The organism is Roseospira goensis, assembly GCF_014197795.1.
GTDB classification, from domain to species: Bacteria; Pseudomonadota; Alphaproteobacteria; order Rhodospirillales; family Rhodospirillaceae; genus Rhodospira; species Rhodospira goensis.
Map to the genome: position 1 here is coordinate 18,105 of NZ_JACIGI010000008.1, position 26,124 is coordinate 44,228.

Annotated in this window: 23 protein-coding genes, 1 tRNA gene and 1 pseudogene; 10 read left to right on the plus strand and 15 right to left on the minus strand. The window is 71.1% G+C overall.

Annotation, left to right across the window (positions count from 1 at the left end):
- The 3 genes from mreD to GGD88_RS06310 form a co-directional block, all read right to left on the minus strand.
- Nucleotides 1-516: a rod shape-determining protein MreD gene (mreD, locus tag GGD88_RS06300; RefSeq protein WP_184432963.1), complete on the minus strand. Its 516-nt coding sequence runs from the start codon at nucleotides 514-516 to the stop codon at nucleotides 1-3.
- Between the two features lie 223 nt (nucleotides 517-739).
- The gene (gene mreC, locus GGD88_RS06305; protein WP_184433244.1) at nucleotides 740-1,618 is read right to left on the minus strand and encodes a rod shape-determining protein MreC; all 879 of its coding nucleotides are present in this window, start codon (nucleotides 1,616-1,618) and stop codon (nucleotides 740-742) included.
- A 191-nt stretch (nucleotides 1,619-1,809) separates the two neighbouring features.
- Nucleotides 1,810-2,850, minus strand: a complete 1,041-nt coding sequence (locus GGD88_RS06310) for a rod shape-determining protein (RefSeq protein ID WP_221237033.1) — start codon at nucleotides 2,848-2,850, stop codon at nucleotides 1,810-1,812.
- Between the two features lie 491 nt (nucleotides 2,851-3,341).
- Between GGD88_RS06310 and GGD88_RS06315 the strand changes: the two genes are divergently transcribed.
- Complete coding sequence (locus GGD88_RS06315) at nucleotides 3,342-4,397, plus strand: AI-2E family transporter (protein ID WP_184432970.1); 1,056 nt, start codon at nucleotides 3,342-3,344, stop codon at nucleotides 4,395-4,397.
- Here GGD88_RS06315 and GGD88_RS06320 read toward each other — a convergent pair.
- The 3 genes from GGD88_RS06320 to GGD88_RS06330 form a co-directional block, all read right to left on the minus strand.
- On the minus strand, nucleotides 4,388-6,445 hold the full coding sequence (locus GGD88_RS06320) for a cache domain-containing protein (protein WP_184432973.1): 2,058 nt from the start codon (nucleotides 6,443-6,445) through the stop codon (nucleotides 4,388-4,390). The genes GGD88_RS06315 and GGD88_RS06320 overlap by 10 nt on opposite strands.
- A gap of 286 nt (nucleotides 6,446-6,731) precedes the next feature.
- The gene (locus tag GGD88_RS06325) at nucleotides 6,732-8,408 is read right to left on the minus strand and encodes a thiamine pyrophosphate-binding protein (RefSeq protein WP_184432976.1); all 1,677 of its coding nucleotides are present in this window, start codon (nucleotides 8,406-8,408) and stop codon (nucleotides 6,732-6,734) included.
- Between the two features lie 255 nt (nucleotides 8,409-8,663).
- Nucleotides 8,664-9,317: an aspartate/glutamate racemase family protein gene (locus GGD88_RS06330; protein WP_184432979.1), complete on the minus strand. Its 654-nt coding sequence runs from the start codon at nucleotides 9,315-9,317 to the stop codon at nucleotides 8,664-8,666.
- Between the two features lie 491 nt (nucleotides 9,318-9,808).
- On the opposite strand from GGD88_RS06330, the gene GGD88_RS06335 reads away from it, so the two are divergent.
- From GGD88_RS06335 to GGD88_RS06350, 4 genes are all read left to right on the plus strand, one after another.
- Entirely contained in the window at nucleotides 9,809-10,834 is a 1,026-nt protein-coding gene (locus tag GGD88_RS06335) for a TRAP transporter substrate-binding protein (RefSeq protein ID WP_184432982.1), read from the plus strand.
- A 182-nt stretch (nucleotides 10,835-11,016) separates the two neighbouring features.
- Entirely contained in the window at nucleotides 11,017-11,547 is a 531-nt protein-coding gene (locus tag GGD88_RS06340) for a TRAP transporter small permease (protein ID WP_184432985.1), read from the plus strand.
- The gene (locus GGD88_RS06345) at nucleotides 11,547-12,839 is read left to right on the plus strand and encodes a TRAP transporter large permease (protein WP_184432987.1); all 1,293 of its coding nucleotides are present in this window, start codon (nucleotides 11,547-11,549) and stop codon (nucleotides 12,837-12,839) included. The genes GGD88_RS06340 and GGD88_RS06345 overlap by 1 nt, the downstream gene beginning before the upstream one ends.
- Before the next feature lie 23 nt (nucleotides 12,840-12,862).
- Nucleotides 12,863-13,366, plus strand: a complete 504-nt coding sequence (locus tag GGD88_RS06350) for a DUF2269 family protein (RefSeq protein WP_221237034.1) — start codon at nucleotides 12,863-12,865, stop codon at nucleotides 13,364-13,366.
- 8 nt (nucleotides 13,367-13,374) lie between these two features.
- On the opposite strand, the gene GGD88_RS06355 is transcribed toward GGD88_RS06350, so the two are convergent.
- The gene (locus GGD88_RS06355) at nucleotides 13,375-14,676 is read right to left on the minus strand and encodes an MgtC/SapB family protein (RefSeq protein WP_184432990.1); all 1,302 of its coding nucleotides are present in this window, start codon (nucleotides 14,674-14,676) and stop codon (nucleotides 13,375-13,377) included.
- Between the two features lie 204 nt (nucleotides 14,677-14,880).
- On the opposite strand from GGD88_RS06355, the gene GGD88_RS06360 reads away from it, so the two are divergent.
- The gene (locus GGD88_RS06360) at nucleotides 14,881-15,336 is read left to right on the plus strand and encodes a hypothetical protein (RefSeq protein WP_184432993.1); all 456 of its coding nucleotides are present in this window, start codon (nucleotides 14,881-14,883) and stop codon (nucleotides 15,334-15,336) included.
- Between the two features lie 50 nt (nucleotides 15,337-15,386).
- Here the strand turns inward: GGD88_RS06360 and GGD88_RS06365 are convergent, their stop codons facing one another.
- Together GGD88_RS06365 and def are read right to left on the minus strand one after the other, a co-directional pair.
- Nucleotides 15,387-16,193, minus strand: coding sequence for a COQ9 family protein (locus tag GGD88_RS06365; protein ID WP_184432996.1), 807 nt, complete (start codon nucleotides 16,191-16,193; stop codon nucleotides 15,387-15,389).
- A gap of 75 nt (nucleotides 16,194-16,268) precedes the next feature.
- Nucleotides 16,269-16,823, minus strand: a complete 555-nt coding sequence (gene def, locus GGD88_RS06370) for a peptide deformylase (RefSeq protein ID WP_184432999.1) — start codon at nucleotides 16,821-16,823, stop codon at nucleotides 16,269-16,271.
- 254 nt (nucleotides 16,824-17,077) lie between these two features.
- Between def and rpsU the strand changes: the two genes are divergently transcribed.
- Nucleotides 17,078-17,344 carry a 30S ribosomal protein S21 gene (gene rpsU, locus GGD88_RS19120; RefSeq protein ID WP_281392848.1) on the plus strand — a complete coding sequence of 89 codons (267 nt, stop codon included), beginning with the start codon at nucleotides 17,078-17,080 and terminating at the stop codon, nucleotides 17,342-17,344.
- Nucleotides 17,345-17,620: 276 nt separating this feature from the next.
- On the opposite strand, the gene GGD88_RS06380 is transcribed toward rpsU, so the two are convergent.
- The 3 genes and pseudogenes from GGD88_RS06380 to GGD88_RS18730 form a co-directional block, all read right to left on the minus strand.
- Nucleotides 17,621-18,268: a class I SAM-dependent methyltransferase gene (locus GGD88_RS06380; protein WP_184433002.1), complete on the minus strand. Its 648-nt coding sequence runs from the start codon at nucleotides 18,266-18,268 to the stop codon at nucleotides 17,621-17,623.
- Nucleotides 18,269-18,333: 65 nt separating this feature from the next.
- The gene (locus GGD88_RS06385) at nucleotides 18,334-19,554 is read right to left on the minus strand and encodes a BtaA family protein (RefSeq protein WP_184433005.1); all 1,221 of its coding nucleotides are present in this window, start codon (nucleotides 19,552-19,554) and stop codon (nucleotides 18,334-18,336) included.
- Nucleotides 19,555-19,688: 134 nt separating this feature from the next.
- Nucleotides 19,689-19,924, minus strand: a pseudogene (locus GGD88_RS18730) (ISAs1 family transposase); the annotation flags it as partial.
- Nucleotides 19,925-20,046: 122 nt separating this feature from the next.
- On the opposite strand from GGD88_RS18730, the gene GGD88_RS06390 reads away from it, so the two are divergent.
- Entirely contained in the window at nucleotides 20,047-20,214 is a 168-nt protein-coding gene (locus tag GGD88_RS06390; protein WP_184433008.1) for a hypothetical protein, read from the plus strand.
- A 30-nt stretch (nucleotides 20,215-20,244) separates the two neighbouring features.
- Here GGD88_RS06390 and GGD88_RS06395 read toward each other — a convergent pair whose 3' ends face one another.
- The 3 genes from GGD88_RS06395 to gph all read right to left on the minus strand — a co-directional run bounded on the left by GGD88_RS06395 (nucleotide 20,245) and on the right by gph (nucleotide 22,672).
- Nucleotides 20,245-21,459, minus strand: a complete 1,215-nt coding sequence (locus GGD88_RS06395) for an NAD(P)/FAD-dependent oxidoreductase (protein WP_184433011.1) — start codon at nucleotides 21,457-21,459, stop codon at nucleotides 20,245-20,247.
- Between the two features lie 333 nt (nucleotides 21,460-21,792).
- Nucleotides 21,793-21,867 (minus strand) — tRNA-Val (locus tag GGD88_RS06400).
- A 67-nt stretch (nucleotides 21,868-21,934) separates the two neighbouring features.
- Nucleotides 21,935-22,672, minus strand: coding sequence for a phosphoglycolate phosphatase (gene gph / locus GGD88_RS06405; protein ID WP_184433014.1), 738 nt, complete (start codon nucleotides 22,670-22,672; stop codon nucleotides 21,935-21,937).
- A 209-nt stretch (nucleotides 22,673-22,881) separates the two neighbouring features.
- On the opposite strand from gph, the gene glmU reads away from it, so the two are divergent.
- Both glmU and glmS read left to right on the plus strand, forming a co-directional pair.
- Nucleotides 22,882-24,222 carry a bifunctional UDP-N-acetylglucosamine diphosphorylase/glucosamine-1-phosphate N-acetyltransferase GlmU gene (gene glmU, locus GGD88_RS06410; RefSeq protein WP_184433017.1) on the plus strand — a complete coding sequence of 447 codons (1,341 nt, stop codon included), beginning with the start codon at nucleotides 22,882-22,884 and terminating at the stop codon, nucleotides 24,220-24,222.
- A gap of 35 nt (nucleotides 24,223-24,257) precedes the next feature.
- Nucleotides 24,258-26,084, plus strand: a complete 1,827-nt coding sequence (glmS, locus tag GGD88_RS06415) for a glutamine--fructose-6-phosphate transaminase (isomerizing) (protein WP_184433020.1) — start codon at nucleotides 24,258-24,260, stop codon at nucleotides 26,082-26,084.
- The last annotated feature ends 40 nt before the right edge of the window (nucleotides 26,085-26,124 follow it).

Genomic DNA, 26,124 nt, shown 5'->3' on the forward strand with positions numbered 1-26,124 from the left:
TCACGGTTCCTTGGTGAGCAGGATCTGGGTGCGGGCGAACACCCAGGCGAGGATGGGATACAGCAGAAGCGTCAGCACGTAGCTGGCGATCAGCGGGCCCGGTGCCACCACGTAGCCGGACAGCAGCGCGATTGCCAACGCCTTCAGCAGGATGGCGCCGAGGGCCACCAGCGCCAGCGCCCACCACGTGATCAGGAACGGGCGGCCGACGAAGAACCGGTACTGCGTCAGCACCACCATCTGGGTCAGCATGAGGATCAGGGAACTCACCCCCAGCGGGGTGTTCATCAGGATGTCCTCCAGGAGGCCCAGGGAGAAGCCGCCCAGGTAGCCCATCATGTCCGGCCGATGCACCGCCCAGTAGTACACGCACAACAGCGTGATCATGGGACCGGCGCGCAGGAAGCCGGGCGTGGTCATCGGCACGATGGCCAGCAGCAACAGCAGCAGCGACAGCCCGAACGGGATCAGGCGGCGGGCGGTCTGGTCCAGGGTCTGCCACAGGGTCGGTCGCATGGTGTCCGTTCCAAGGTCGTCCAGGCCGGGGCGGGCCGCAGCGCCTCCGCCCAAGACCCGCGATCTCGGGTCCGCGGGGCGCGTGCTGACAGCCGATCGCGATAAACCGGACTCGCGGCGCGATTTTGGTGTGCCGCAATAATCGGCTGAGACTCACACATTTCGCACGGAGTCACGCGGTCAACCGGAACCCCGTCGTGGTCCCGATTGATCGCGATCCGCGCTAGTCGGTGCCGGCGCGGGCGGCGGCGCCCGGTCCCGGGTCGGCGATGATGCCGTCCGGGCCGTAGTCCAGGATTCGCACCAGTTCCAGGCGGCCTTCCTCGATGAACAGTTCGACGCGGATGTGGCCCTCGTCCACCGAGGCGACAACGCCCACGGGCAGCCCCGGCGGGAAGGCCCCCGTCACCCCGGAGGTGACGATGCGGTCGCCGGGCGAGACGCCGGCCTTGGCTTTGAGGAACGCCAGTTCCGGCCGGTTGCTGTTGTCGCCGACTAGGATGGCGCGGGCCCGGCTCTCCTCCATCACCACGGGGATCTTGGAGTTGATGTCGGTCAGCAGCAGGACCCGGCTGGAGCGCGCGCCCACCTCCGTCAGGCGGCCCACCAGCCCCTCGGCCGCGACCACGACCTGACCCTTGCGGGCGCCGTCGCGGGCGCCGACCGTCACCAGCAGGCTGCGCGCGAACACGCCGCCCGTGTCGGCGACGACGCGCCCGGTGATGGAGCGCGGCCGCGGGTCCGGCACCAGGTTCGCGAGGTCCCGCAGGCGCTGGTTCTCCACCTGGAGCTGGCGCGCCAGCGTCTGCCAGCGCAGCAGGCGCTGGTTCTCCTCGCGCAGGCGGGCGTTCTCCTCGCGGATGGCGGCCAGTTCACGGATGTTGTTCATGACCGCGCCGACGCTGGCCGCCGGCTTCGACATGACCTCCAGCACGGGCGCCAGCGCGTCGGTGACGGCATGACTGAGCCGGGTCACCAGGACCGTGTCCGCCTTGCCCAGCAGCATCAGACCGAACGCCGCCGCCACCAGCACCACGAAGGCGAGCCGGTGCAGCGCCACCTTCATGGCGCCGAAGCGGGACAGTTGTCCGTTGGGCTGCATCACGGGCCGCCTCGCCCTGACATAATCCGGTTGCGACAGGTCCGGTTGCGCGGGATCCGAGTCCTACGGATCCAGCGAACGCCGGGTGGCGGCTCGCCGCCCGGCGCGACGGTCGCGCTGTCGCCTCGCCGCCGTCCGCGTGCTCGATCCCGATCCCGATCCCGACCCCGATTCCGTCCGGCCCGCCCGGGTCAGTACATGGTGGTCAGGACGTTGCGCAGCTTCTTCATTTCTTCCAGCGCGCGGCCGGTGCCCAGCGCGACGCAGGACAGCGGATCGTCGGCGATCGACACGGGCAAACCGGTGGACATGCGCAGCACGAAGTCCAGGTTCGACAGCAGCGCCCCGCCGCCCGTCAGCACGATACCCTTGTCCACGATGTCGGCCGCCAGTTCGGGCGCGGTATGCTCCAGGGCCACCTTCACCGCCTCGACGATCGAGGCCACCGGCTCGCCCAGGCTATCGGCGATCTGGGCCTCGCTGATGACCAGCTCCTTGGGCACGCCGTTCATCAGGTCGCGGCCCTTGATCTCGATGGTGCGCCCGGGGCCTTCGGCGGGCGCGCAGGCGCTGCCGATGTCCTTCTTGATGCGCTCCGCCGAGCCCTCGCCGACCAGCAGGTTATGGTTGCGGCGGATGTAGGCGATGATGGCCTCGTCCATCTTGTCGCCGCCGACGCGGACCGAGCGCGCGTAGACGATGCCGCCCAGGGACAGCACCGCCACCTCGGTGGTGCCGCCGCCGATGTCCACCACCATGGAGCCGGTCGGCTCGGTGACCGGCAGTCCGGCGCCGATGGCGGCCGCCATCGGCTCTTCGATCAGGTAGACGCGGCGGGCACCGGCGGCCTCGGCGCTCTCCTGGATGGCGCGGCGCTCGACGGCGGTGGAGCCGGAGGGCACGCAGATGATGACCATCGGGCTGGCGAAGCTGCGCCGGTTGTGCACCTTGCGGATGAAATGCTTGATCATCTCCTCCGCCACCTCGAAGTCGGCGATGACGCCGTCGCGCAGGGGGCGGATGGCCTGGATGTTGCCCGGGGTGCGGCCCAGCATCTGCTTGGCCTCGTCGCCGACGGCCAGCACCTGCTTGCGGCCCTTGTGCTCGGCGATGGCAACCACGGACGGCTCATTGAGGACGATGCCCCGCCCCTTGACGTAGACAAGGGTGTTGGCGGTGCCCAAGTCGATGGCCATGTCGGCGGACAGCCACCCCGTCATCCTGGAAAACATGTGTCCTCACTCAGCCCGCGTCTCGCGTCTCGCGTCTCGCGCCTCGCGGCGGTGGCCCGGCGCCGCGCACGCGTCGCCACGCCGTACGCCCGTCCAGGGCTACGCCGTCCGCCCCGTCCGCTTTCGTGCGGTCATATGCACGATGCCGGGGCGGTCTGTCCACGTCTTTCCGTTCCCGTTGCACCACACAGGGCGGGCCGGTTTCAAGGCCGGCAGACAAGACACAAGGTCCGCTGTCCGGATCAAGGGTTGGTGCATGCCGAATGGTCGCCTACGAAATGAAGGATGGTTCGGGTGCTGTTGTCAATGACTGCCTGCACCGCACCAATCATTTCCCGGCACGGCGCCTGGGGATTGCGACCGCGGGCGCCGCCGGGAACGGCGTGTTTCCGTTTCGGGCCGATGGGCTCTATGATCGCGAGCGCCGGGCCGCCGCGCCGCGGCGGACGGCAACGGCGCGACATGGGGCGCGCAAGACGGGAGAGAGCGCCATGACCGGCGTCGGCCTGCTGCGATCCATGACCGGGGTGCTGTGGTTCGGGGCCGTGGTCCTGATCGGCTCGGTGCTGGTGCTGGGCAAGGACGTCCTGGTGCCGCTCGCGGTCGCCCTGATCGTCTGGTACCTCATCAATGCCCTGACCGAGGGCTTCTCGAACCTGCCGCGCATTGGCTCGCGGCTGCCCGGTTGGCTGTGCCGCACGCTGGCGCTTCTGGTCATCGCGATGCTGCTGTACCTGTTCGGCCGCCTGGCGAGCCAGAACATCGCCGAGGTCACACAGACCGCGCCCGCCTATCAGGAGAACCTGCGCACTCTGATGCATGACCTCAGCGTCCGGCTCGGCCTGGAGGGGCCGGTGGATCTCGGCGAGTGGATCCGCCAGATCCGGCTGGAATCGGTGCTGCCGGAGCTGGCGGGCGCGCTGTCCAGCCTGCTCGGGATGGCCGGCCTGATCGTCGCCTACGTGATCTTCCTGCTGATCGAGCAGCACCGCTTCGGCGCCAAGATCCATGCCCTGTTCCCGGATCCGGAGCGCGAGCAGTGGGTGCGCACCATGCTGACCCGGATCCAGGAGGATATCCGCACCTACGTCTGGATCAAGACCCTGACCAGCGCCCTGACCGGCGCGGTCAGCTACGCGGTGCTGATCATCGTCGGGGTCGACTACGCCGCCTTCTGGGGCGTGTTGATCTTCCTGATGAACTACATTCCCACCATCGGCTCGCTCCTGGGGGTGATGTTCCCGGCGGTGCTGGCGCTGGTGCAGTTCCCCACGCCGGTGCCGGCGCTGGTGGTGGCGGGCGTGCTCGGCAGCGTGCAGTTCACCATCGGCAGCCTGATCGAACCCCGGCTGATGGGCCAGTCCCTCAACCTCAGCCCGTTGGTGGTCATCCTCTCGCTGGTGGTGTGGGGCAACATCTGGGGTGTGGTCGGCATGTTCCTGTGCGTGCCGCTCACCGGGATCATCATGATCGTGATGTCGTACTTCCCGGGCACCCGGCCGATCGCCATCCTGCTGTCCAGCGACGGCCGCGTGCGCTACGACTGACGTGATGCCTCGTCCGGGCCGGTCGGCGCGCCGTGGTCGGCCTCGTCCGCCGGGGCCAGCGGCAGGGCCACGTGGAACGTGGTGCCGACGCCGGGTTCGGACTCCAGCCAGATGCGCCCGCCGTGGCTCTCGGCGATGCTGCGGCACAGGCTGAGGCCCATGCCGGTGCCGGGGTAGGAACTGGCCGGGTGCAGGCGCTGGAAGAACAGAAAGATGCGGTCGTGATAGGCGGGGTCGATGCCGATCCCGTTGTCGGCCACCGACAGCACGGCCTCGTCGTCGGTCACCGCCGCCTCGACACGGACCTTGGCCGGACGCTCCGGGTCGCGATACTTCAGCGCGTTCTCGATCAGGTTCTGCATCAGGCTGACGAGCAGGGGCTCGCGCCCGTGCACGACCGGCAGCGTCGGGGCCACCGACACTTTGGCCCCGGTTTCCTCGATCCGGGCGGCCAGGGTTGCCAACACGCGATCGAGCACCCGCCCGAGCGGCACCGCCACAAACGGTTCCTCGGAGCGCTGGACACGGACGAAGGTCAGCAGGTCGCCGATCATGTCGTGCATGCGCCGGGCGCCCTCGCTGGCGTAGTCGATGAAGGCGTCGGCGTCGGCGTCGAGCCGGCCGCGGTAGCGCCGCCGCAACAGGCCCACGTAGCTGGCGATGATGCGCAGCGGCTCGCGCAGGTCGTGGGAGGCGACATAGACGAACCGCTCCAGGTCGGCGGTGGATTTCTCCAGGTTGCGGGTCTGCCGCTCCAGGGCGGCCTCGGCTGCATCGCGGCGCGTCGCGGCCCCCTTGAGGGCCTGCGCCAGGCGGGTCGTCTCCGCCAGCCGCATGGCGTTGGTGTCCAGGCGCTCGGGATGACGGCCGTCGTCGGCCAGGAAGCCCTCCAGTTGCGCCATCTCGCCGCCGATCCGGCGGGCGCTGTCGAGCGCGATCAGGTAGCTCGCCGCGGCCAGCAGCACCACGAGGCCGGTGCCCAGCAGCAGATCAAGCAACGCCTCGCGCCGGGTGTCGTGGCGCATGGCGGCGATGGCCGCATTGATGTCGTCGACGGGCACCCCGGCCCCCACGTACCACTCCCACTCGGGCACCGGCAGGACGTAGCTCAGCTTGTGGGACGGTTGCATGCCGTGTTCGATGTCGGGCCGGACATACTCGACGAAACCGCCGCCGCCGCGCGCGGCGGCGATCAGTTCCTGCACGATCTTGACGCCGTGGCGGTCCGTGACCTCCCACATGTTGCGCCCCTCGGCGGGCCCGAGCAGGCTGACCCCCGCCCAGGTGCCGGCGAAGATGTAGCCGTCCTCGCCGAAGTGCATCGAGCGGAGCTGTGCCAGGGTCTCGGCCTTGATGTCGGCGGTCATGTCGGCGATGTAGTCGCCCGCGGCGATGGCCCATCCCAGCGGCTCGAAATGGGCCAGATAGGCGATCTTGCGATGGTTCGGGCCCGCCCGAGTGGGATGGAACCATTTGTAGGTGTGGAACCCGGTGCCCTGGTCGCGCACCATGTCCAGCATGCTCTGGACGAACGGCTGCCCGGTGCTGTCCCGCAGGTCCCGGGTGTCCGTGCCTTCGAGCGCCGGATTGGCCGCATGCAGGATCGCGCGGCCGGTGGCGATGTCCAGAACGAAAAAGTAGCCGCGCCCGTTGTTGAACCGAAGCGGGCGCAGCGCCTCACGGATCATCACCTCCGCTTCTTGGTCGGACGCCCGATGGGGACGCGTGCGCCAGATATGACTGGCCACGGCGAGCGCGCTCTGCACGCGCTCGCGGATCACCGCGCGCGCCCGCGCTTCCACGGTCCGGCGCTGGTGCTGGGCGCCGTTGACCGCCGTCTCGACCAGCGCCCGGATGTAGGCCCGGCGCTCCTCCATGAGGGTCTCGGCCCGGTAGCGGACCTCGGCGTTCATGGTGCGGTACAGGTCGAGACCCCAGTACGCGTAGAGCGTCATCAACGCGGCCGCGAACGCGACGAACAGGCGCAGCGACAGAGACCGGACGACCCCGGGTCGCTCGCGCGCCACCGCTTCAGGTCCGCGAGGCACGGGGCCGGGGTCCGGCGCTGTGGCGGTCGTCATGTGTGGCGCTTGGTCTCACCCTGGCCTTCGCGTTCGGTCCGTTGCACTCGGTCCGCGGCCCGGCATGGGACCCATCCACCGGTCCCCGGGCCCAGGAGCAGAGGGGTGTCCCACCCGATACCTCGGACATCGGCCCTCCAGACCACGGGGGTGGGCCTGAACGACCAAGGTCGCCGCCAAGTCTAGTGGAGACCGCCGCCCCTTGCACAGAGGCAAAGCCGTGCGTCGATGATCGCCGTCGGGGCGACGCCGATCAACCGCCGGCGCGGATCTGGCTCAGGGTGCGCGTGGGCGTGATCGCCTCGGGGTCCAGGCGGATATCCAGCAGCGCCGGTCCCCCGCTGCCCTCGGCGTGGGCGCGGGCCCGGTCGAAGGCGGGCGCGAACGCTGCGGTCTCCGCCACCACCTCGCCGAAGGCGCCATAGGCCCGGGCCAGGGCGGCGAAGTCGGGGTTGACCAGATCGGTTCCGCTGATGCGGCCGGGGTAGCTGCGCTCCTGATGCATGCGGATGGTGCCGTACATGCCGTTGTTGACCACCAGGACCAGGATCGGCAGGCGTTCCTGCACCATGGTGCCGAACTCCTGGCCGGTCATCTGAAAGTCGCCGTCGCCGGTGACGCACAGCACCAGTCGGTCGGGGTGGGCGAGCTGCGCGCCGATCGCACCCGGCAGGGCGTAGCCCATCGACCCGGACGTCGGCGCCACCTGGGTGCCGAAGCGGCGGAAGCGGCGGAACCGGTGCACCCAGGTGGCAAAGTTGCCGGCGCCGTTGGTGAAGATGGCGTCGTCCGGCAGGGTGGCGTTCAGGTGGGCCATGATTGGCCCCATCTGCACCGCGCCGGGGCCGTCCTCCGGCGGCGTGGACCACAGCCGGTAGGCGTGATGGGCGGCCTTGGCCAGGGTGTCGTCGCGTCGGCGCAGCGGGGCCGGCACGCCGGCGAGGGCGGCGGCGAAGGCGCGCGGCGTGGCGACGATCCCCACCGCCGGACGGTAGACGCGACCCAGTTCCTCCGGATCCGGATGCACATGGATCAGCGTCTGGCGCGGCCCGGGAATGCCGAGCAGCTCGTAGTTCTGCGACGGCACCTCCGACAGGCGTCCGCCCACGAGCAGGATGACGTCCGCCTCGCGCACCCGCTTGGCCAGCGCCGGGTTGACGCCGAGCCCCAGGTCGCCGGCGTAGTGCGGGTGGGCGTGGTCGAACAGCATCTGGCGCCGGAACGAACAGGCCACCGGCAGGCCCCGGCCCTCCGCGAAGCGGGCGAAGGCGCCCACCGCGGCGGCGTCCCAGCGGCTGCCGCCCAGGATCGCGAGCGGCCGCTCGGCGCCGTCGACCAGGGCGGTCATGCGGACCATGTCGCGCTCGCCGGGATGGATCTCCGGCGGCGCGAACCCCTTGCCCAGGGCGACGCCGGTGGCGTCCTCGCGCAGCATGTCCTCGGGCAGGCCCAGCACGACCGGACCGGGCCGGCCCGCGGTCGCCACGTGGAAGGCGCGCGAGATCATTTCCGGGACCCGGTCGGCGCGGTCGATGTCGGCGACCCACTTGGCCAGGCCGCCGAACATCTGGCGCAGGTCGACCTCCTGGAACGCCTCGCGCTCGCGCGTGTCGCGCCGGATCTGGCCGACGAACAGGATCAGCGGGGTCGAGTCGTGACAGGCCACGTGCAGACCGGCGGCGGCGTTGGTGGCGCCGGGGCCGCGCGTGACGAAGGCCACACCGGGCTGACCGGTCAGCTTGGCCTGGGCCTCGGCCGCCATCGCGGCGCCGCTCTCGTGGCGGCAGCAGACGAACCGGATGGCGGAATCGTGCAAGGCATCCAGCACCCCCAGATAGCTCTCGCCGGGGACACCGTAGACCTGTCGGACGGCGTGCCGCTCCAGGCAGCCGACCACCCACTCGCCTCCGGTCGCCGTGATCCGCTCCATGTGGTCCTGTCTCCTCCGGCGCAGTCGGGCCGTGGGTCGATGATGGTTGCCCCGGCCTCAGGTGGTGTTGGCGCCCGTGCCCCGGATCGGTGGTGGCACGGCGCGGCCTGCCCTCGGGGCCGCGGCCCGGGCGCCCGACGCCGCGGTGACCGCGCGCCGGTGGGGCGGCTGGCGGGCTCGGCGGCCCTCCGAGAAGCGCGCGGGAGTGTGGTCGAAACCGGGCGTGGACGGCAAGCGGGAAGGCGTCCGTCGGGGTCACCACAGGCGGGTCGCCATCCACTTGACGGTCGTGGCGAGGTCATGGACCGGTGCCCCGGCCTCCTGGCGGATGCGGGCCGCGAACGGCGCCAGGTTGGTGCATTCCAGCAGCACGGCATCCAGGTGGCCACCGGCCCGCGCGCGCAGGCGGCGCGCGGCCAGCGCGGCCTCCGCCTCGGCGGCGGCGGCATCCAGCGTCGGACGGTCCTCGCGGATGGCGGGATAGAAGGCGCGCGACTGCTCCATCCCCTCGATCAGCACGTCGGGGTCCCAGGCGGTATCGAAGTGTGCCGGCGACAGCGCCCGGGAATCGAAGGTCAGAACGCCGATCCGCGCCGTCGGCCCATGGGCGGCGCGCAGCAGCGGCAGCAGCAACAGCGCGCTGGCCAGCACCGGCACGGCCACCGCCGCCCGTAGCGTGTGCTGCACGACCCCGAGAAAGCCGCAGCTCGTGGCGATCAGGCCCGCGCCTTCGGCCTCCAGCTCGCGGGCGGCGGCCACCAGGGCGTCGGTCAGCGGGTCCGCCGGTCCCTCGGCCCGCACGACGGCGCCGACTCGCGCCGCCGCCACGCGCCGGTACACGACCCGGCCGTCAAAGGTGTCGGGGTGCCCGATGTCGCCGGGCAGGCGCGGGAAGCGCGTCGCCAGCATGATGACCCCGACGGGCGGCGGGCCGTCCGTGTGCGGCCTGGGCGGGGCCGGAGGGGAGGGTGGATCAGGCTCCATGGCGATCCCGGGGCAGGAGGCGGGCCGGACGCGGGATGGGCGCGACCTCCGCCGCGCGATCGGTATTGTGCGGCGGCCTGCGGGCCGGGCGCAAGAGGGCCGCTCTGCGCCTTCAGGACCATCGGGTGAAAGCTCCTGGGCGCGCCTTGACTGCCGATGAAATGCTGACGCGTCGTCACGATCTGTCGAAAACGCGTCACAGGTGGCGACATCGGGCCGGCAGAACCCGGAAACGGCTCACGAGCCCGTTCACCCGATGGCCCCGTCTGCGCCTTTGACCGCGGGGCGCCGGCCGGCTAACACTTTCGTGCGGGGGGCTGGCTCGCCCCGACACAAAACCACCCTCGGGCCCGGCACCAACCCGGACAACGACCCAGCTAAAGACCCAGCTAAAGACCACGGGAGGCTTTCGCACCATGCCGCATCCGTCGACCAGCCGCCATGGCCGCATCCGGGACGTTGTCCTGGCCGCGGCCGTCGCCGTCGTCGCCAGCGCGACCACCCTGGCTCTGGGCGTTCGCGCCGCGCAGGCCGAGGTCTGGGACATGCCGATGGCCTACGCGGCCTCCAACTATCACTCCGAGAACAACGCCAAGTTCGCCGCCGCCGTCACCGAGCGCACCGGCGGCGCGTTGGAGATCAAGACCCACCCCGGCGGCTCGCTGGTGCCGGGCGGCGAGATCTTCGGCGCCGTGCGGCGCGGCATCGCCCCCATCGGCGAGCGCCTGATGTCGGCCCTGGGCAACGAGCATCCGATCTTCGAGATCGACGCCGTGCCGTTCCTGGCCACCAGCTTCGAGGATTCGCGAAAGCTCTACGAGGCATCCAAGGACGCGACCGAGCAGGTGCTGGAGGACAAGGGCCTCAAGCTGCTCTACGCCGTGCCGTGGCCGCCCCAGGGCCTTTATGCCGTCAGGCCGATCGAAAGCGTGTCGGACATGGAGGGCCTGAAGTTCCGTGCCTACAACGCGGCGACGTCGCAGCTCGCCGAGATGATGGGCGCCATTCCGACCAAGATCGAGACCGCCGAGCTGTCGCAGGCCTTCGCCACCGGCGTGGCCGAGAGCATGATCTCGTCGGGCTCCACCGGCTACGACCGCAAGATCTGGGAGTTCGTGGACTACTGGTATGACGTGCAGGCCTGGCTGCCGAAGAACATGGTGATCGTCAACCGGGACGCCTGGGACGCGCTGGACGAGCAGACCCAGGGAATCGTTCTGGAGGAAGCGGCGAAGGCCGAAGAGGCCGGCTGGGCCGAGGCCCAACGGCTCGCCGACTGGTACAAGGAGCAGCTCGCCGCCAACGGCATGACGGTGGCGCCGCCGAGCCCGACCCTGAAGGCCGAGTTCCAGGAGCTGGGCGCCGAGATGGCCGCCGACTGGACCGAGCGTGCCGGCGAGATGGGCGAGACCGTCCTGGAGACCTACGAAAGCATGGAGTAGCGCCGCGGGGGCCGGGCGGGACTGTCCCGGCCCGGCTCCTGTCCGCGTCCGGCACACGTTGGGGTGAGTGCCGCGATCCCCAACGCCCCATGCCTCCTGATGGGGATCAGCTTGAGGGCTCTCACGCGGGATGATGGATGTCTCTGCTGCCATGCCGCTCGCGACCTGAGGATATCCCCCGCATGCCCTTTTTCGCCGTCCTCGCACGGGGCCTCGACCGCTTCTACGTGGCCTGCGGCGTCATCAGCGCCCTCTGTCTGGTCAGCCTGACCGCGCTGATCCTGGCCAGCATCGTCTCGCGCCTGCTCGGGGTCTACCTGGGCGGGGTGACCGAGATGGCCGGCTATGCCATGGCGGCCGGCTCGTTCTTCGGCATGCCCTACGCGTTTCGCTCCGGGGCGCACATCCGCGTCAGCCTGCTGATCGCCAACCTCTCGGGCCGGGCACGCTGGCTGTTCGAACTGTGGGCGCGCGCCGTGATCGCGGCCGCCACCGTCTACCTGGCGGTCTACTTCTGCCGCCTGGCGTACTTCTCCTGGGACTTCGGCGAGGTCAGCGAGGGCGGCGACGCCATCCCGCTGTGGATCCCGCAAAGCGTGATGGCGGCCGGGGCGGTCTGCTTCGCGATCTCCGCGGTCGATTCCTTCATCCGCGCGATCGTCGAGGGCGAATACAGCCTGACCGCGCCCGAAGCCGAGGGAGGGCGCGAGTGATGGGCGAGGGTGTGCTGATCGCGATCTTCGTGCTGTCGCTGTTCCTGCTGCTGGGCTCCGGCGTGTGGGTCGGCGCCAGCCTGCTGGTCTGTGCCTGGCTCGGCATGGAGCTGTTCACCAGCCGCCCGGCCGGCGATTCGATGGCGATGATCCTGTGGGGCTCGCAGTCATCGTGGACCCTGACCGCGCTGCCCATGTTCATCTGGATGGGCGAGATCCTGTTCCGCTCGCGCCTGTCCGAGGTGCTGTTTCAGGGCCTGACACCGTGGCTGGCGCGGCTGCCGGGCGGGCTGTTGCATGTCAACGTCGCCGGCTGTGCCATCTTTGCCGCCATCTCCGGGTCGTCGGCGGCGACGGTGGCGACGGTCGGCAAGATGTCGATCCCCGAGTTGCGCCAGCGCCAGTACCCGGACCGCATGATCGTCGGCACCCTGGCCGGGGCGGGCACGCTGGGGCTGCTGATCCCGCCGTCGATCTCGCTCATCATCTATGGGGTCTCGGTCAACGAGAGCATCGCCAAGCTGTTCATCGCCGGCATCCTGCCCGGGGCCTGCCTCGCGCTGATGTTCATGGCCTATGTCGCGCTCTGGGGCCTGGTGTCCAAGGACGCCAGCGCGGAGATGGTGGTCTATTCCCTGCGCCAGCGGCTGCGCGGCCTGCGCGATCTGGCGCCGGTGGTGGTGCTGATCCTGGGGGTGATCGGCTCGATCTACAGCGGCGTCGCAACCGCCACCGAAGCGGCCGTGCTGGGGGTGGTGGGCGCGCTCGGCCTGTCGGCGCTCCAGGGCAGCCTGTCGTGGGGGACCTTCCGGGAGTCGCTGTTCGGCGCCGTGCGCACTTCCGCCATGATCGCCTTTATCCTGGCCGGGTCGTCGTTCCTGTCGCTGGCCATGGGCTTCACCGGCATCCCGCGCGCGCTGGCCGAGGGCATCGGGGGCCTGGAACTGACGCCGCTTCAGCTCATTGCCCTGTTGACCGTGTTCTACATCATCCTGGGCATGTTCCTGGACGGCATCTCGTCCATCGTGCTGACCATGGCGGTGATCGAGCCCCTTGTCAGGCAGGCCGGCTTCGACATGATCTGGTTCGGCATCTACCTGATGATCGTGGTGGAGATGGCGCAGATCACGCCGCCGATCGGGTTCAACCTGTTCGTTCTCCAGGGCATGACCGGCCACGACATGGGATTCATCAGCCGCGCCAGCCTGCCCATGTTCCTGATCATGGTCCTGGCCATCGTCGGGCTGGTGCTGGTGCCGGACGTGGCGCTGGTGCTGCCGAACAACATGTAGCCGGGCGGGGGGGACGGGGCGCCGTGGTGCCGGAGACGCCGCCGGACAGCCTGCTGGGGCTGGACTACGCCGCCTGGCACGTGGTGCATGTGGTCGCGGTGGTGGTGTTCCTGGGCAACGTGACCACGGCGGCGGTGTGGAAGGCGCTGGCCGATCGCACCCGCCATCCGCCCACCGTGGCCTATGCCCAGCGTCTGGTGACCCTGACCGACTGGCTGTTCACCGGCGCCGGCGGCGCGGTCGTGCTGGTCAGCGGTTACGCCATGGCCTGGCTGGCCGGGTGGGGCGACCTGGGGCCGGCCTGGCTGCGCTGGAGCCTCGGGCTGCTCGCGCTGTCCTGGCTGGTCTGGGTGGCGGCGCTGATCCCCTGCCAGATCGCGCAGGCCCGCATGGCACGCGGCTTCGCCGACGGCACCCCGATCCCGCCCCGCTACTGGCGCCTGGCGCGGATCTGGCTGTGGGTGGGCACCCTGGACCTGGTGCCGCTTTACGCGGCCGTCGCGGTGATGATCCTGAAGCCGTCCTGACGGGACGCTCAGGGCGACACGGCGCCGCCCAGGCCCGCCACCCCCGGCGCCAGCCCGGTCGCCGCCGCCAAGGCCAGGCCCACCGCCCCCGACAGCGCCAGCGGCACGGCGACCCGCAGCCCCAGCGCCGGACCGCCGACGGCGAGCGCCATCAGGCCCTTGACCACGGTGTTGACGGCGCCGGCCAGCACGATGCCGAACCCGGCGAGGGCCAGCGCCAGGCCATCGGCGCTCATCTTGGCCAGGGTCAGGGTGATTGCGTCCACGTCCGTGATGCCGGACACCGCCGCCAGCGCCAGCACGCCGGCGTCGCCCACGGTGGCCTCCAGGCCCTTGGCGGCCACCATGACAAGCGCCAGCACGGCGCCGAACCCGATCGCCGCGCCCAGGGCCAGCGGGTTCTTCAGGGGCGCCGGCGCGGTGCCGCCCTCCTGGCGCGCGGCGCGCCACCACACCAGGGCGGCGCTGGCGTAGACGACCACACCCATTCCCACGGCGGGGACGATCAGGGCCGTGGCGGCCGGCGGGTGGACCACGGCGGTGACCAGGACCATGCGCGGCAGCATGGTGCCGCAGGCGAGCAGAATGCCGGAGGCCAGGTAGCCGCCCGTCTCCGGCTGGTGCCGCGCCAGACGCGCGAAGTGCAACGTCAGCGCCGTCGACGACGCCAGACCGGCGACCAGACCGGTGAGCACCGCCCCCTTGCGCGGGCCGATGATCTTCATCGCGAAATAGCCGACGAAGGAGATGCCGGCGATCAGCACCACCATCCACCACACCTGGAACGGGTTCAGGGCCTGCCACGGCCCCAGGCCCCGATCGGGCAGGATCGGCAGCACCAGGACCGAGATCGCCAGCAGTTGCAGCGTGGCCCGCACTTCCCCCGGGGCCAGCGCCGCCACCCAGCGGTGCAGCGTGGACTTGTATTGCAGCAAAAGGGCGGTGGCGACGGCGGCCACCGCGGCCTCGGTCATCAGGCCCTGCGGCACGGCGGCGCCGAAGGCAAAGGTCAAGAGGGCGGCCACCAGCCCGGTGATGCCGAGCGCGCCGCCGCGCAGCGCGCTGAGCACATGGGCGGCGACCAGGGCAGCGGCGAGCCCGACGAAGGCGAACCCGGTGACCGCGATGTCGGTCTCGCGTGCCAGCAGGCCGACGAACCCGCCCAACAGGCCGATCAGGGCATAGGTCCGCACCCCGGCGACGCGCCCGCCTTCCGGCACTTCGCGGCCCTGCCAGCCGCGTTCGAGGCCGATCAACAGGCCGAGCGCCAGCGCCACGGCCAGATGCACGAAGGGGTCGGTCAGGCTCATCGCCGCTCCCCGGGCTCTGCGGGCACAAGGCATGCCATGGAACGAGTGTAGCATCCGCGCTGGCGGTTGTGCAGCGCGCGGCGTCCGCGCGCGGTCCGCAGGGCTGGCCCGACGCCCGCGCCGCGCCGCCCCGCCCCGCCTTGTGCTATCCTGACGGGTGCAGGCGGCGACCGCCGCGGCCGCCGCGCAGCGGGGAGACGGGCGATGCGGATCGCAACGCGGGCGTGGCCGGCGGGATGGGGACCGGCCGGGGTGGCGATGCTGGCGATGCTTCTGGTCGGCGGACCGGCGCAGGCCCAGCAGGAGCTGGTGGGGGCCTGGGTGGGGCAGGGTACGGACCCCATGAGCGGGGCCACCATGCAGGTGGAATACAGCCTCATGCCGGACGGCACGTTCCAGAAGTCGTTCGCCCTTCAGATGGGCTACGCGTCCGGCTACGACTGGATCGCCGGCGTCTGGTTCACCGAGGGGCCATGGCTCCGGTTCGAGGTGCGCGACCACTATTCCACCCACCAGGGCAGCCGTGGTCCGCTGCCGGCGGGTGAACTGTGGGCCTGGCGGCTGGAGGGGCCGGGCACCCTGGTGCTGACGCACGCCCTGTGCGTCCAGCAGGGCCTGACGCGGCCGGACTGCGTGCTGACCCTGCAGCGCGCCCGGTAGGTAGCGGACCGGCCGGGACGGCCCGGCGGCCGCGCCACGGTCCTCCGGGCTCAGGCGCTGCGGTGCCGCCGAGCCCGGAAGGGCGATTTGCGGGCCATGCCGCGCAGGCTGTCGCCGACCGCGCGGGCGGCCCCGAACGGGTTCGGCACCTTGGACAGCCGGCGCTCGACGCGTCCGCGCATCTTGTGCAGGCGCACGATGTCGTTCAGGCGCCGGTCCAGGAAGCCCCAGGTCTCGGCCGAGTCCTCCGACGAGTCGTCGAGCCAGTACAGCAGGGTGGCGCTGTACACCCCGGCGAGCTGAACCCGCTTGGTGTAGAAGTTGAAGTCGGTCGAGCTGTCGCCGACCGCCCACCAGATGGTGTCGACCGTCCGGTAAGTGCAGCGCAGCGCGGTGGCGGTGTTCGTTGGCAGCGACAGAACCGCGACGGCGCGACGCACCGCCTCGCGGTCCATCTCCCACTGGTGCAGGCGCAGACGGATGGCCAGGCCGACCCGCTCGTGCAGCCGCAGCCCTTCGGTGTCGGCCTCGGCCAGCGCCTGCTCCATGCGGCGGTCGGCCAGCTCGCACCAGTGCGCGACGGCATCCACCGACCCGCCGGGGAAGGCACGGTCGGCCTGGGATGCCTCGAACCCGGCGTCGACGGCGGCGGCCCGCAGCGTGCGCTTGCTCCAGCCGTCGAAGGCGACATGAATGAGCGCGTTCTCCACGATGGCGTCGCGGACCGCCGTCATGGTGTCGTGCCCGCCGGCGTGGGGCGGCGCCTCAGGACCGGCGTCGGGATCGGGGGGGGCGGCCTCGGGAGTCTTCCCGTGCGGGCCGTCGGTCTCGGGGTGCTCCTCGGGCGTGTCGGTCATGACGTGAGTCCTCGCAGCGGCAAGAGCAGGGGCGGTCTCGGGAGGGGGTACGCATCGCAGGCGGTGTCGGATGTGTCAACGCGCCCGGGCCGGCTCGGGCGGGGCGGCGGCGGGACCGGCGCGCAGGGCCTCGACGAACCCGAAGGCGGTCAGGTCGGGCAGCCGCATGGGATAGAGAATGCCGTCCAGGTGATCGCATTCGTGTTGCAGGACCCGGGCATGGAAGCCCGTCGCCTCGTCCTCCAGCGGCTGGCCCTCGGCGTCCAGCGCGCGCAGGCGCACGGCCCTGTGCCGCGGCACCCGCCCGGTCAGGCCGGGCAGCGACAGGCACGCCTCCCATGCCTCCTCCAGGTCCGCGTCCGCGTCGTCCAGAGGCGCCAGCACCGGGTTGATCAGGGTGCGCCAGGGCACGGCCAGACCCGCGTTGCGCGCCGCCGGCACGTGGTAGACGACCACACGCAGCGGGACATGCACCTGGGGCGCCGCCAGGCCGACGCCGCCACTGTCGTGCAGGGTGTCGACCATGTCCGCGATCAGGCGGCGCACATCCGGCGCCGACGGGTCCGTGACCGGATCGGCGGGCCGGGCGAGCACCGGGTGCCCCATACGGGCGATCTTCAGAATGGCCATGACGTAACAGATAGTCGGGCGGCGCCCGGCCGTAAAGCGGCGCACCGAGCGCGTGGCGGGCTCTTCACATCGGCCCGGCCCCGTGATACGGTTCGTGCCAATGTGCGGTGTGGCGACACACCGCCAAACGTGTATTGCCTGCCGTGTCGAACCGCTCGGACCGCGCCGCAGGATCCCGCAGGGTCGGGAGCCGGCGGAGGAACGGTCGGGGCGTCGCACCCGGATGGGCGCCGCACCACCGCAACACCACTGTAATGCGATCGGGTGCCGGGCGGGGCCGCCGTTCGGCCGGTGACAGACGAAGGAGAAGACCCCTGGTTCAGGTTCTGGTTCGCGACAACAATGTCGATCAGGCCCTCAAGGCGCTGAAGAAGAAGATGCAGCGCGAGGGCGTTTTCCGGGAGATGAAGCTGCGCCGCAATTTCGAGAAGCCGTCGGAGCGCAAGGCGCGCGAGAAGGCCGAGGCCATCCGCCGCGCCCGCAAGCTGGAGCGCAAGCGGCTTGAGCGCGAGGGCTTCTAGACCCCTCGACGCCCGGTCTCCCGGCGTGCGGCCTGCGGGCCGCCGCGCCGGTCTTGAGACCTGATCCGAAGACCCGATCCGAGCGCGCGACCACGCACCGGCACCGACTCCGTCCCAGGTGGGACGGGGCGGTTGGCTGTGCGTGGTCGGGCGCGTTTGGCCGGCTGCGGTCCCGGAGGCCGGATCGGGGCGCCGAGCCGCCGCGGTCCAGGACCTCGAGCAGATCGCGCCAAAATGGACTCGCGCCGCGGTCCCGTTTTGGCGCGTGAATCGGCCCTAGTCCGTTCGGGTCAGCACCGCCGAGAAGGCGTAACCGCGGTACAGTGGCGTGATGGACACGGCGGCCCGCCCCTCGGCCTGTAGCGTCCGCAGGTGGTCCAGAAGTTCCGGCCGGTACTGCACATGGAACAGACCGAGCCACCAGTACAGGATGGCCCGGAACCAGCGCGGCAATCCGGCCTGATCCCCGAAATCGACGATATGCACCCGGCCGCCGGGCCGCACCAGGGCGAGGGCGTGGTCCACCGAGTCGCGCCACGGCGGAATCATCGACAGGCTGTACGAAAACACCACATGGTCCAACGGCCGGTCGAGCCCGAACAGACCGGCCGGGTCGAAGTCCTGGGCCAGGCCGTGGGCCAGCGTGATACGCTCGGCCAGCCCCTGCCGGCGCAGCTTGCCGCGCGCCGTCTCCAACATGACCGCGCTGGCGTCCAGGCCCATCAGGCGGGCGCGGGGATAGCGCCGCGCCATCTTGATCAGGTTGCGGGCGGTGCCGCAGCCGACCTCGCAGACGGTCTCCCCCTCGGCCGCCGCCAGGTCGGCGATGACGCGGTCGCGGCCGAGCAGGAAGTACTTGCGGGTCAGGTCGTAGATGTGCCGCTGCTGCCGGTAGATGCGGTCCATCAGGTCGCGGGCGTCCATGGGGCGGCGCTCGTTTGGCTGCGGTTGGCTGCGGGTGGCTGCGATCGGGTCGGAGCCGCGGCGGCTCAGGCGGCGCGCTTCACGTACAGGTGGAAGCCGCCGTAGATCGAGGCGCGGTCGCGCCGCGTCAGGTCCTTGCACTGCGCGATGTCGTGGTCCCAGACCGACAGCAGGTCGGGCGACAGGCGGGGCGGCAGAATGCTGTCATGGCCCGCGGTGCGGAAGATGACGCGTGCCCCGGGGCGGGCGGTGCGCACGATCTGTGCCCACAGTTCGTTGAGCTGGCGCTCGTTCATCCAGTCCTGGGCATCCAGCAGCACGTAGCCGTCCAGGCTTTCGGCCGGCTGCTCGGCCAGCCAATGCGTCATCGACGCATGGTGGATGTGGACGCGGTCCGAAAGGGTGCGCAGGCGCTCGTAGTTCTCGCGGCGCAGGTAGCGCGGCACCGCCTTGCGGTAGTGGCGGTCATAGCCGCGGCCGAACGCCTGCCAGGCGAAGTAGTTCTCCTCGATCGGGAAGTCGCAGGCCAGGCGCTCCAGGCGGCTGCGCAGCAGGCCGCTGATGTCGCCGTCGGAGGCCACCACCAGGGACTCGAACTGGGCCGGCGGGATCCCCAGGCCGTAGAGCGACACCGGCATCTGGCACAGCGCCCGCACCAGCTTCTTTTCGAACACCGGGGCGATGGTGGCGTCGAACATCGCCTTCTGTTCGGCCGGCGTGCGCACCGCCAGCAGGACGCGCGGGTTGACGCCATAGACGCGCGAGATGCCGTGCAGCGAGCCGATGAAGCGACCCAGAACCCCGAAGCGATAGATGTTCTTGGTGAAGTAGTTGATGCGCCGGCCGTGCATCGGCGTCCAGCCGGTCCAGTACTTGCGTGTGGCCTCGTCCAGGTGCGGCAGCAGGTACTTGGTGAAGGCGCGGGTGTTGCCCCGCTCGTCGGCATGGCCGAAGAAGCGGAAGAACGTCTCGTGGTCCGGGAAGTGCTGGAGGGCGGTCAGCTTGAGCCGGCTCAGGGCCACGTGGGCCGGGTTCAGGTCCACGGCGTCGATCTGCGCCGGGCTCTCGGTCAGATAGTTCAGGATGTTGCAGCCGCCGGAACAGATGGTGACAATGCGCTTGTCGCCGGTGAGCTGCAACGCCTCCAGGTCGATCTCCGGATCCTCCCAGATCTGTGGATAGACGAACCCCCGGAACATCAGCGTGAAGAGACGCTCCAGCGCCCCCTTCTTGGAGATCGGCTTGCTGTTGTGGACAGCCGCGTGCAGCAGGGCGTTCTTCTTCATGGGGGTCGGGGTCCAGGCACAACGAGGGAACGGGCTCAACGAGATACGCCGGCCGGCCGCGGCCGGTTCGACGGGCGGCGCATCCTACTGTCTTTCCCGCGGGGGCGGAACCCGATTCCGACGTGTCGGCAGGGCTATCGCATTTGCCCGAGGACAGACCTGGCGAAAGCGTCGGACCATGCGGAGCGTTTAAGCTTCCGTCGGATTGAGATTTTTGGGGGGCGGTTCTGAGGACGGTGAGGGCGAGCTTGCGGATGATGGCAAGGTTTTCGGGGCTGTGATCTTGCCGGGACCGCGCGCCGTCTTCGTCGAAGGCGGGATCGAGAGCCCAATGCAGGCCGTTTTCGATGCGCCAATGGCGGCGCACGGCCGTGGCGCAGGCTTCGGCGGTGGCGACGCCGGCGACAGCCGCGGCGACGCGCGGGCTCTGGAAGGCCTCCCGGTGTCCGGGTCGGGGTCGGTGGGGTCCGGCTGTCCGATTGCGGCTCCGCCATGTCGTCCATCGACGAGATCACATTCGGACCGGCGCTCGATGCGTCCATCTTCGCCTACGAATCGAGGCAGGGCGCGTTCGCCGAGGCGGTCGCCGCAGAGCTGACCAGTCAGATGCTGGACGTCGCCTTCGACGACGGGACCGGCGGATTCGATGCGCGCCCGTGACGGTCCGGTGCGGACCAGGGGCGCGGGCGTTCACAGGGCCTCGGCCTCGGCGCGGGCTCGGGCCTCGTCTTGCAGGCGCGCGGCCCAGGCCGGGCCGTCGCGCAGGCCGGTTCGGCCGGGGGCCAGGTCGTCGGCGGTCAGGCCCAGGTCTGCGATGTCCGGCGGCACGCCCTGGTCCTGGATCAGGGCCGCCGCCAGCCGCCCCAGCGCCGCTGCGGTCTGGATGCCGTAGCCGCCCTGGCCGGCGAGCCAGAAGAACCCCGGAGCCTCGGCGGCGAAGCCGGCCACCGGATCATGGTCGGCCACAAAATTGCGCAGCCCGGCCCATGTCTCCCCGTGCGTGTCGACCCGGAGGGTCGTCACGCTAAGGAAGCGGTCCATGGCGCGCGCGATGTCCAGCACCTCGGGTTGCACGTCCTGCGGCGGGACCGGTGTCGCGTCCGCCGGCGACAGCATCAGGCGCCCGCCCTCGGGCTTGATGTAGAACTGATCGGTCAGGTCGCCGGTCAGCGGCCAGCGGCGCACGTCCAGACCCAGGGGCGGGTCCAGCATGATGCCGGTGCGGCGTTTCGGCACCAGGCCGAGCGGCGCGGCCCCGGCCAGGACCGCGATCTCATCGGCCCAGGCCCCGGCGGCGTTGACCAGGATCGGCGCGGCGAAGCGGGCGCCGGCCCGGGTTTCCACGTGCCACAGGTCGCCGCTGCGGGTGATCGCCGCCGCCTCGGCACGGGTCGAGACGAGGCCGCCGGCGGCCTTGAGGCCGCGCAGAAACCCGTGGTGCAGGGAGTGCACGTCCAGATCCATGGCCTCGGGTTCGAGGGCCGCGCGGCTGAACACCCCGGGGCGCAGGATCGGCACGCGGTCGCGCAGGCCGGCATCGTCCAGCACCTCGACGACGGCGCCGCCGGCGCGCGCTTCGGCCGCGAACGCCTCCACGGCGTCCTCGTGGCCCGGCTCGCCCAGGAACATCAGCCCGCGCGGCCCGAGCAGGGGGGTATCGGCGAAGCCGGGCGGCGGGGCTTCCAGGAAGGGGCGGCTGGCGGTCGACAGCCGCCGCACCGGCAGCGGTCCATAGGTCTCGCTGAACAGGGCCGCGGACCGTCCGGTGCTGTGGTAGCCGGGGTGCTCCTCGCGTTCCAACAGGCGCACGCGGCGCCCGGCCCGGGCCAGCGCGTAGCCGACCGAGGCCCCGGCAATGCCGGCGCCAATCACGAGAACATCGACGGGGGACGGCGCGGCGGTCATGGGCACTCCGGCGACAGCGAGCAGGATATGACGGCTCCACGCCGCCCGGAGGGCCACCCGAAGACCATCGACCCACCCTTTGCAGATCGCGCATGGCAACGCAAGCCCGCGCCCTTCGCGCAGCACGCAAGGCGGGAACGGGTCGCGTGAGCGCGTGTCGCCGATGGTCGTGCGGGGGAGGCGCCCCCCGTCAGGTGCGTCCGCGTCAGGTGCGCCCCCGTCAGGTGCGTCTACGTCAGACGCGCCCCGCTTCGGACGCCCCCGCAGTCCGCCCCGAGTTGGCCAGGGGTGGGGAGGCCCGGGGCGGGCAGAGCAACCGTCTTGGGGGGGGAATGGTGGGCGCGGCTGGGATTGAACCAGCGACCCCTCGCGTGTGAAGCGAGTGCTCTCCCGCTGAGCTACGCGCCCATCGCGGGCGGCGCGGCGGCGCCGATCCCGGTGGAGCGCGGCTTATAGACCCGGCCGGCCGGCCCCGTCAAGCAGGATTCGCGAGCGGGCGCAGCGCGCCGAGGGCGGCCGGCAACTCGGCGTAGGCCGAGATCAGGCGGTCGGCCCCGGCCTCGGCCGGCGGCACCGGGCTGTAGCCGAAATCGACCAGGATGATCGGCACGCCGGCGGCGCGGGCGGCGCCCACGTCGTAGGGCGTGTCGCCCACCATGGCGGCGCGCGCGGGCGCGACCCCCATGCGTTCCAGCGCCAGCAGCAGCGGCGCCGGGTCCGGCTTGCGCTCGGGGATCAGGCCGGCGCCGACGATGCCGGCGAACAGGTCGGCCAGCCCCAGCGCGCGCAGCACCCCGACGGTCGGCCCCTGCGGCTTGTTGGTGCACACCCCGAGCCGGACGCCGCGCGCGTGCAGCGCCCGCAGCAGCGGCACGGCGTCCGGATAGGGCCGCGTGCCGTCGGCTGGATGGGCATCGTACAGGGCCACGAACCGGTCATGCAGGCGCTCCAGGTCATTGTAGCCGGCGGCGTCGTCGGTCAGCGGCCGGCCGACGGCGGCCATCGCCTTCGACACCAGAATGCGGGCACCCTGGCCGACGAAGGCGGGCACCTGGGCCTCGGTCACGGGCGGCAGACCCTCTTCGCCGAGCAGCGTGTTCAAGGCCACGGTCAGATCGGGAACACTGTCGATCAGGGTTCCGTCCAGGTCGAAGACGATGCCGTCGAACGGCAGGTCGTCCGGGAGCGGGGGCAGGTCGCGGGATGCCGTCATGGGTCCTCTCGGCATGGGGGGCGGCGCCCGGCACAGGCCACGGACCCCGGGCGGCGCCCGGGGCGGCTGTAACCAAGCGCAACACTGTGTGAGTTTGCGGGTGCGGCAGAGTATGGCAGCGTGCTTGCCCTGACCACCCCACTTCGGGTAGGCCCGATCCTGCCCGCGCCGCCTGTCCGGCCCGCCTCTCCAACCCGCGCTGATCCTCCATGAGTTACACCGACCTCGCCGCCATCGTCCTCGCCGCCGGCCAGGGAACCCGCATGCGGTCCGACCGGCCCAAGGTGGCCCACAGCCTGGCCGGCCGGCCGCTGCTGGGCCATGTCCTGGCCACCCTGGACGCGGTGGGGACCGACCAGGCCGTGGTGGTGGTCGGTCCCGACATGCCGGCGGTGGCGTCGATCGCCGCGCCCCGGCCGACCGTGCTCCAGGCGGAGCGCCTGGGCACCGCCCACGCCGCGCTTCAGGCCCGCCCGGTCCTGCCCGAGGCCGCCGGGACGGTGCTGATCCTGTTCGGCGACACGCCGCTGATCCGGCCGGAGACGCTGCGGGCCATGGTGGCCGCGCGCGCCGAGGCGGCGGTGGTGGTGCTGGGCTTCGCCGCCGCCGACCCCACCGGCTACGGCCGGCTGGTGACCGCGGCCGACGGGACGCTGGACGCGATCGTCGAACACAAGGACGCGACGGCGGCGCAGCGGGCCATCACGCTGTGCAACTCCGGGGTCATGGCGGTGGACGGCGCCCGGCTGTTCCCCCTGCTGGAGCGCGTCGGCAACGCCAACGCCAAGGGCGAGTACTACCTCACCGACATCGTCGCCCTGGCCCGCGCCGACGGCCTGCGCTGTGCCGTGGTCACGGGCGACGAGGCGGAGATGGCGGGCATCAACGACCGCGCCCAGCTCGCCGCCGCCGAGGGGGTGGTGCAGGGCCGGTTGCGCGCCGCGGCGATGGCCGGCGGGGTGACGATGACCGACCCCGCGACCGTGTTCCTGTCCATCGACACCCGCCTGGGCCGCGACGTGACCGTGGGGCCGTTCTGCGTCTTCGGCCCCGGGGTGACCGTGGGCGACGGCGCCGAGATCAAGGGCTTCTGCCACTTCGAGGGCTGCACGGTGGAGGCCGGCGCGGTGGTCGGCCCCTATGCCCGGCTGCGGCCCGACGCGGCGGTGGGCGAGGGCGCCCACATCGGCAACTTCGTTGAGGTCAAGAAGGCCACCGTCGAGGCCGGCGCCAAGGTCAACCACCTGACCTACATCGGTGACGCCCGCGTCGGCGCCAAGGCCAACGTCGGCGCCGGGACCATCACCTGCAATTACGACGGGTTCGCCAAGCACCACACCGACATCGGCGCCGGGGCGTTCATCGGCTCCAACAGCGCCCTGGTGGCGCCCGTGTCGATCGGCGACGGTGCCATCGTCGGCGCCGGTAGCGTCATCACGCAGGACGTGCCGACCGATACCCTGGCCCTCACCCGGGCGCCGCAGACGGCGCGGGAGGGCTGGGCCAAGAAGTTCCGCGACCACATGAAACGGCTGACCGGCAAGGGCTGACGGCGCCGGCCGGCTCGGAAAGGACGGACCAACCCATGTGCGGTATTGTCGGCATCATCGGCACGCAGGCGGTCGCGCCGCGGCTCATCGACGGCCTGAAGCGGCTGGAATACCGGGGCTACGACTCGGCCGGGCTCGCCACCCTGGACGGCGGCGCCATCGCACGGCGCCGCGCCAAGGGCAAGATCGCGGTGCTGGAGGAGCGGGTGCGGGCCGAGCCCGTCGGCGGCACCACCGGCATCGGGCACACCCGCTGGGCCACTCACGGCGTGCCCAACGAGATCAACGCCCACCCGCACGCCAACGCGCGGGTGGCGGTGGTGCACAACGGCATCATCGAGAACTTCCAGGCGTTGCGCGAAGAACTGCTGGCCCAGGGCCACAGCTTTGCGTCGGATACCGACACCGAGGTGGTGGTCCATCTCATCAGCCAGATCATCGCCGACGGTGTCGATCCCATCGAGGCGACGCGGCGTGCGCTGGCCCGCCTGGAAGGGGCGTTCGCGCTTGGCATCCTGTTGCAGGAGCGACCGGATGTGCTGATCGCGGCGCGCCAGGGCAGCCCGCTGGCCATCGGCCACGGCGACGGCGAGATGTACCTGGGCTCGGATGCGCTGGCGCTGGCCCCGATGACGCGGCGCATCACCTACCTGGAGGATGGCGACTGGGCGGTGCTGACCACCGGCGGCGCCACCATCCGCGATCTCGACGACCGCCTGGTCACCCGGCCGGAGCACCTGACCAGCCTGTCGGGCGCCATGATCGGCAAGGGCGGCCATCGCCACTTCATGGCCAAGGAGATCTTCGAGCAGCCGCAGGTGATCGGCGATACCCTCAACGCCATGTTCAATCCGGCGGAACGCACCATCACGCTGCCCGATCTGCCGTTCGATCTCGGAGCCGTGCCGCGCATCACCATGATCGCCTGCGGCACCGCCTCGCTCGCCGGGCTGGTCGGCAAGTACTGGATCGAGCGCTTCGCCGGCGTGGCGGTGGACTGGGATCTGGCCAGCGAGTTCCGCTACCGCGCCCCGGTGATGGCCGAGGGCGGGCTGGCGGTGTTCATCAGCCAGTCGGGCGAGACCGCCGACACCCTGGCCGCGCTGCGCTACTGCAAGCAGCAGGGCCAGCACTGTCTGGCCATCGTCAACGCGCCGGAGAGCTCCATCGCGCGCGAGGCGGACGCCGTATTGCCGACCCTGGCCGGGCCGGAGATCGGGGTCGCCTCGACCAAGGCGTTCACCACCCAACTCGTCGTCCTGGCCTGCCTGGCCATCGCGCTGGGCCGCGCCCGCGGCACCATGGACCGCGAGACGGAGGCGCGCCTGTCGGGGACCCTGACCGAGGTGCCGAGCCGCGCCGCCGAGGTGCTGAACCACGATGGGCGCATCAAGGCCCTCGCCGAAGAGACCATCACGCCGGCCCGCGACGTGCTCTACCTGGGGCGCGGCACCAGCTACCCGCTGGCGCTCGAAGGGGCGCTGAAGCTCAAGGAGATCAGCTACATCCACGCCGAGGGCTACGCCGCTGGCGAGATGAAGCACGGTCCCATCGCCCTTATCGACGACTCGGTGCCGGTGGTGGTGATCGCGCCCAGCGACGACTTGTTCGACAAGACCGCCTCGAACGTGCAGGAGGTGGTGGCGCGCGGCGGCAAGGCGGTGGTGTTCTCCGACGCCGCCGGGGTGGCGCGCCTGAAGGACCTGGCGCTGGAGGCGATCGCGCTGCCGGCCGTGGATCCGTTCGTGGCGCCGATCCTGTACGCCATCCCGGTGCAGCTTCTGGCCTACCACACCGCTGTCGACAAGGGCACCGACGTGGATCAGCCGCGCAACCTCGCCAAGGCGGTGACGGTGGAGTAGGGGGCCGTCCCAACGCCGTGCGGCTGCCCCAGAATCTCCG

Excerpts from the sequence above, each read along its gene's own strand:
- GGD88_RS06385 (WP_184433005.1), bottom strand. The coding sequence starts at position 19,554 with ATGAAGAAGAACGCCCTGCTGCACGCGGCTGTCCACAACAGCAAGCCG.
- GGD88_RS06360 (WP_184432993.1), top strand. The coding sequence starts at position 14,881 with ATGCGGATCGCAACGCGGGCGTGGCCGGCGGGATGGGGACCGGCCGGG.
- GGD88_RS06365 (WP_184432996.1), bottom strand. The coding sequence starts at position 16,193 with ATGACCGACACGCCCGAGGAGCACCCCGAGACCGACGGCCCGCACGGG.
- GGD88_RS06380 (WP_184433002.1), bottom strand. The coding sequence starts at position 18,268 with ATGGACGCCCGCGACCTGATGGACCGCATCTACCGGCAGCAGCGGCAC.
- mreD (WP_184432963.1), bottom strand. The coding sequence starts at position 516 with ATGCGACCGACCCTGTGGCAGACCCTGGACCAGACCGCCCGCCGCCTG.
- GGD88_RS06345 (WP_184432987.1), top strand. The coding sequence starts at position 11,547 with ATGGGCGAGGGTGTGCTGATCGCGATCTTCGTGCTGTCGCTGTTCCTG.
- glmS (WP_184433020.1), top strand. The coding sequence starts at position 24,258 with ATGTGCGGTATTGTCGGCATCATCGGCACGCAGGCGGTCGCGCCGCGG.
- gph (WP_184433014.1), bottom strand. The coding sequence starts at position 22,672 with ATGACGGCATCCCGCGACCTGCCCCCGCTCCCGGACGACCTGCCGTTC.
- GGD88_RS06390 (WP_184433008.1), top strand. The coding sequence starts at position 20,047 with ATGTCGTCCATCGACGAGATCACATTCGGACCGGCGCTCGATGCGTCC.
- mreC (WP_184433244.1), bottom strand. The coding sequence starts at position 1,618 with ATGCAGCCCAACGGACAACTGTCCCGCTTCGGCGCCATGAAGGTGGCG.
- GGD88_RS06330 (WP_184432979.1), bottom strand. The coding sequence starts at position 9,317 with ATGCTGGCGACGCGCTTCCCGCGCCTGCCCGGCGACATCGGGCACCCC.
- GGD88_RS06395 (WP_184433011.1), bottom strand. The coding sequence starts at position 21,459 with ATGACCGCCGCGCCGTCCCCCGTCGATGTTCTCGTGATTGGCGCCGGC.
- glmU (WP_184433017.1), top strand. The coding sequence starts at position 22,882 with ATGAGTTACACCGACCTCGCCGCCATCGTCCTCGCCGCCGGCCAGGGA.
- GGD88_RS06315 (WP_184432970.1), top strand. The coding sequence starts at position 3,342 with ATGACCGGCGTCGGCCTGCTGCGATCCATGACCGGGGTGCTGTGGTTC.
- rpsU (WP_281392848.1), top strand. The coding sequence starts at position 17,078 with ATGCGATCGGGTGCCGGGCGGGGCCGCCGTTCGGCCGGTGACAGACGA.
- GGD88_RS06340 (WP_184432985.1), top strand. The coding sequence starts at position 11,017 with ATGCCCTTTTTCGCCGTCCTCGCACGGGGCCTCGACCGCTTCTACGTG.
- GGD88_RS06335 (WP_184432982.1), top strand. The coding sequence starts at position 9,809 with ATGCCGCATCCGTCGACCAGCCGCCATGGCCGCATCCGGGACGTTGTC.
- GGD88_RS06325 (WP_184432976.1), bottom strand. The coding sequence starts at position 8,408 with ATGGAGCGGATCACGGCGACCGGAGGCGAGTGGGTGGTCGGCTGCCTG.
- GGD88_RS06310 (WP_221237033.1), bottom strand. The coding sequence starts at position 2,850 with ATGTTTTCCAGGATGACGGGGTGGCTGTCCGCCGACATGGCCATCGAC.
- def (WP_184432999.1), bottom strand. The coding sequence starts at position 16,823 with ATGGCCATTCTGAAGATCGCCCGTATGGGGCACCCGGTGCTCGCCCGG.
- GGD88_RS06355 (WP_184432990.1), bottom strand. The coding sequence starts at position 14,676 with ATGAGCCTGACCGACCCCTTCGTGCATCTGGCCGTGGCGCTGGCGCTC.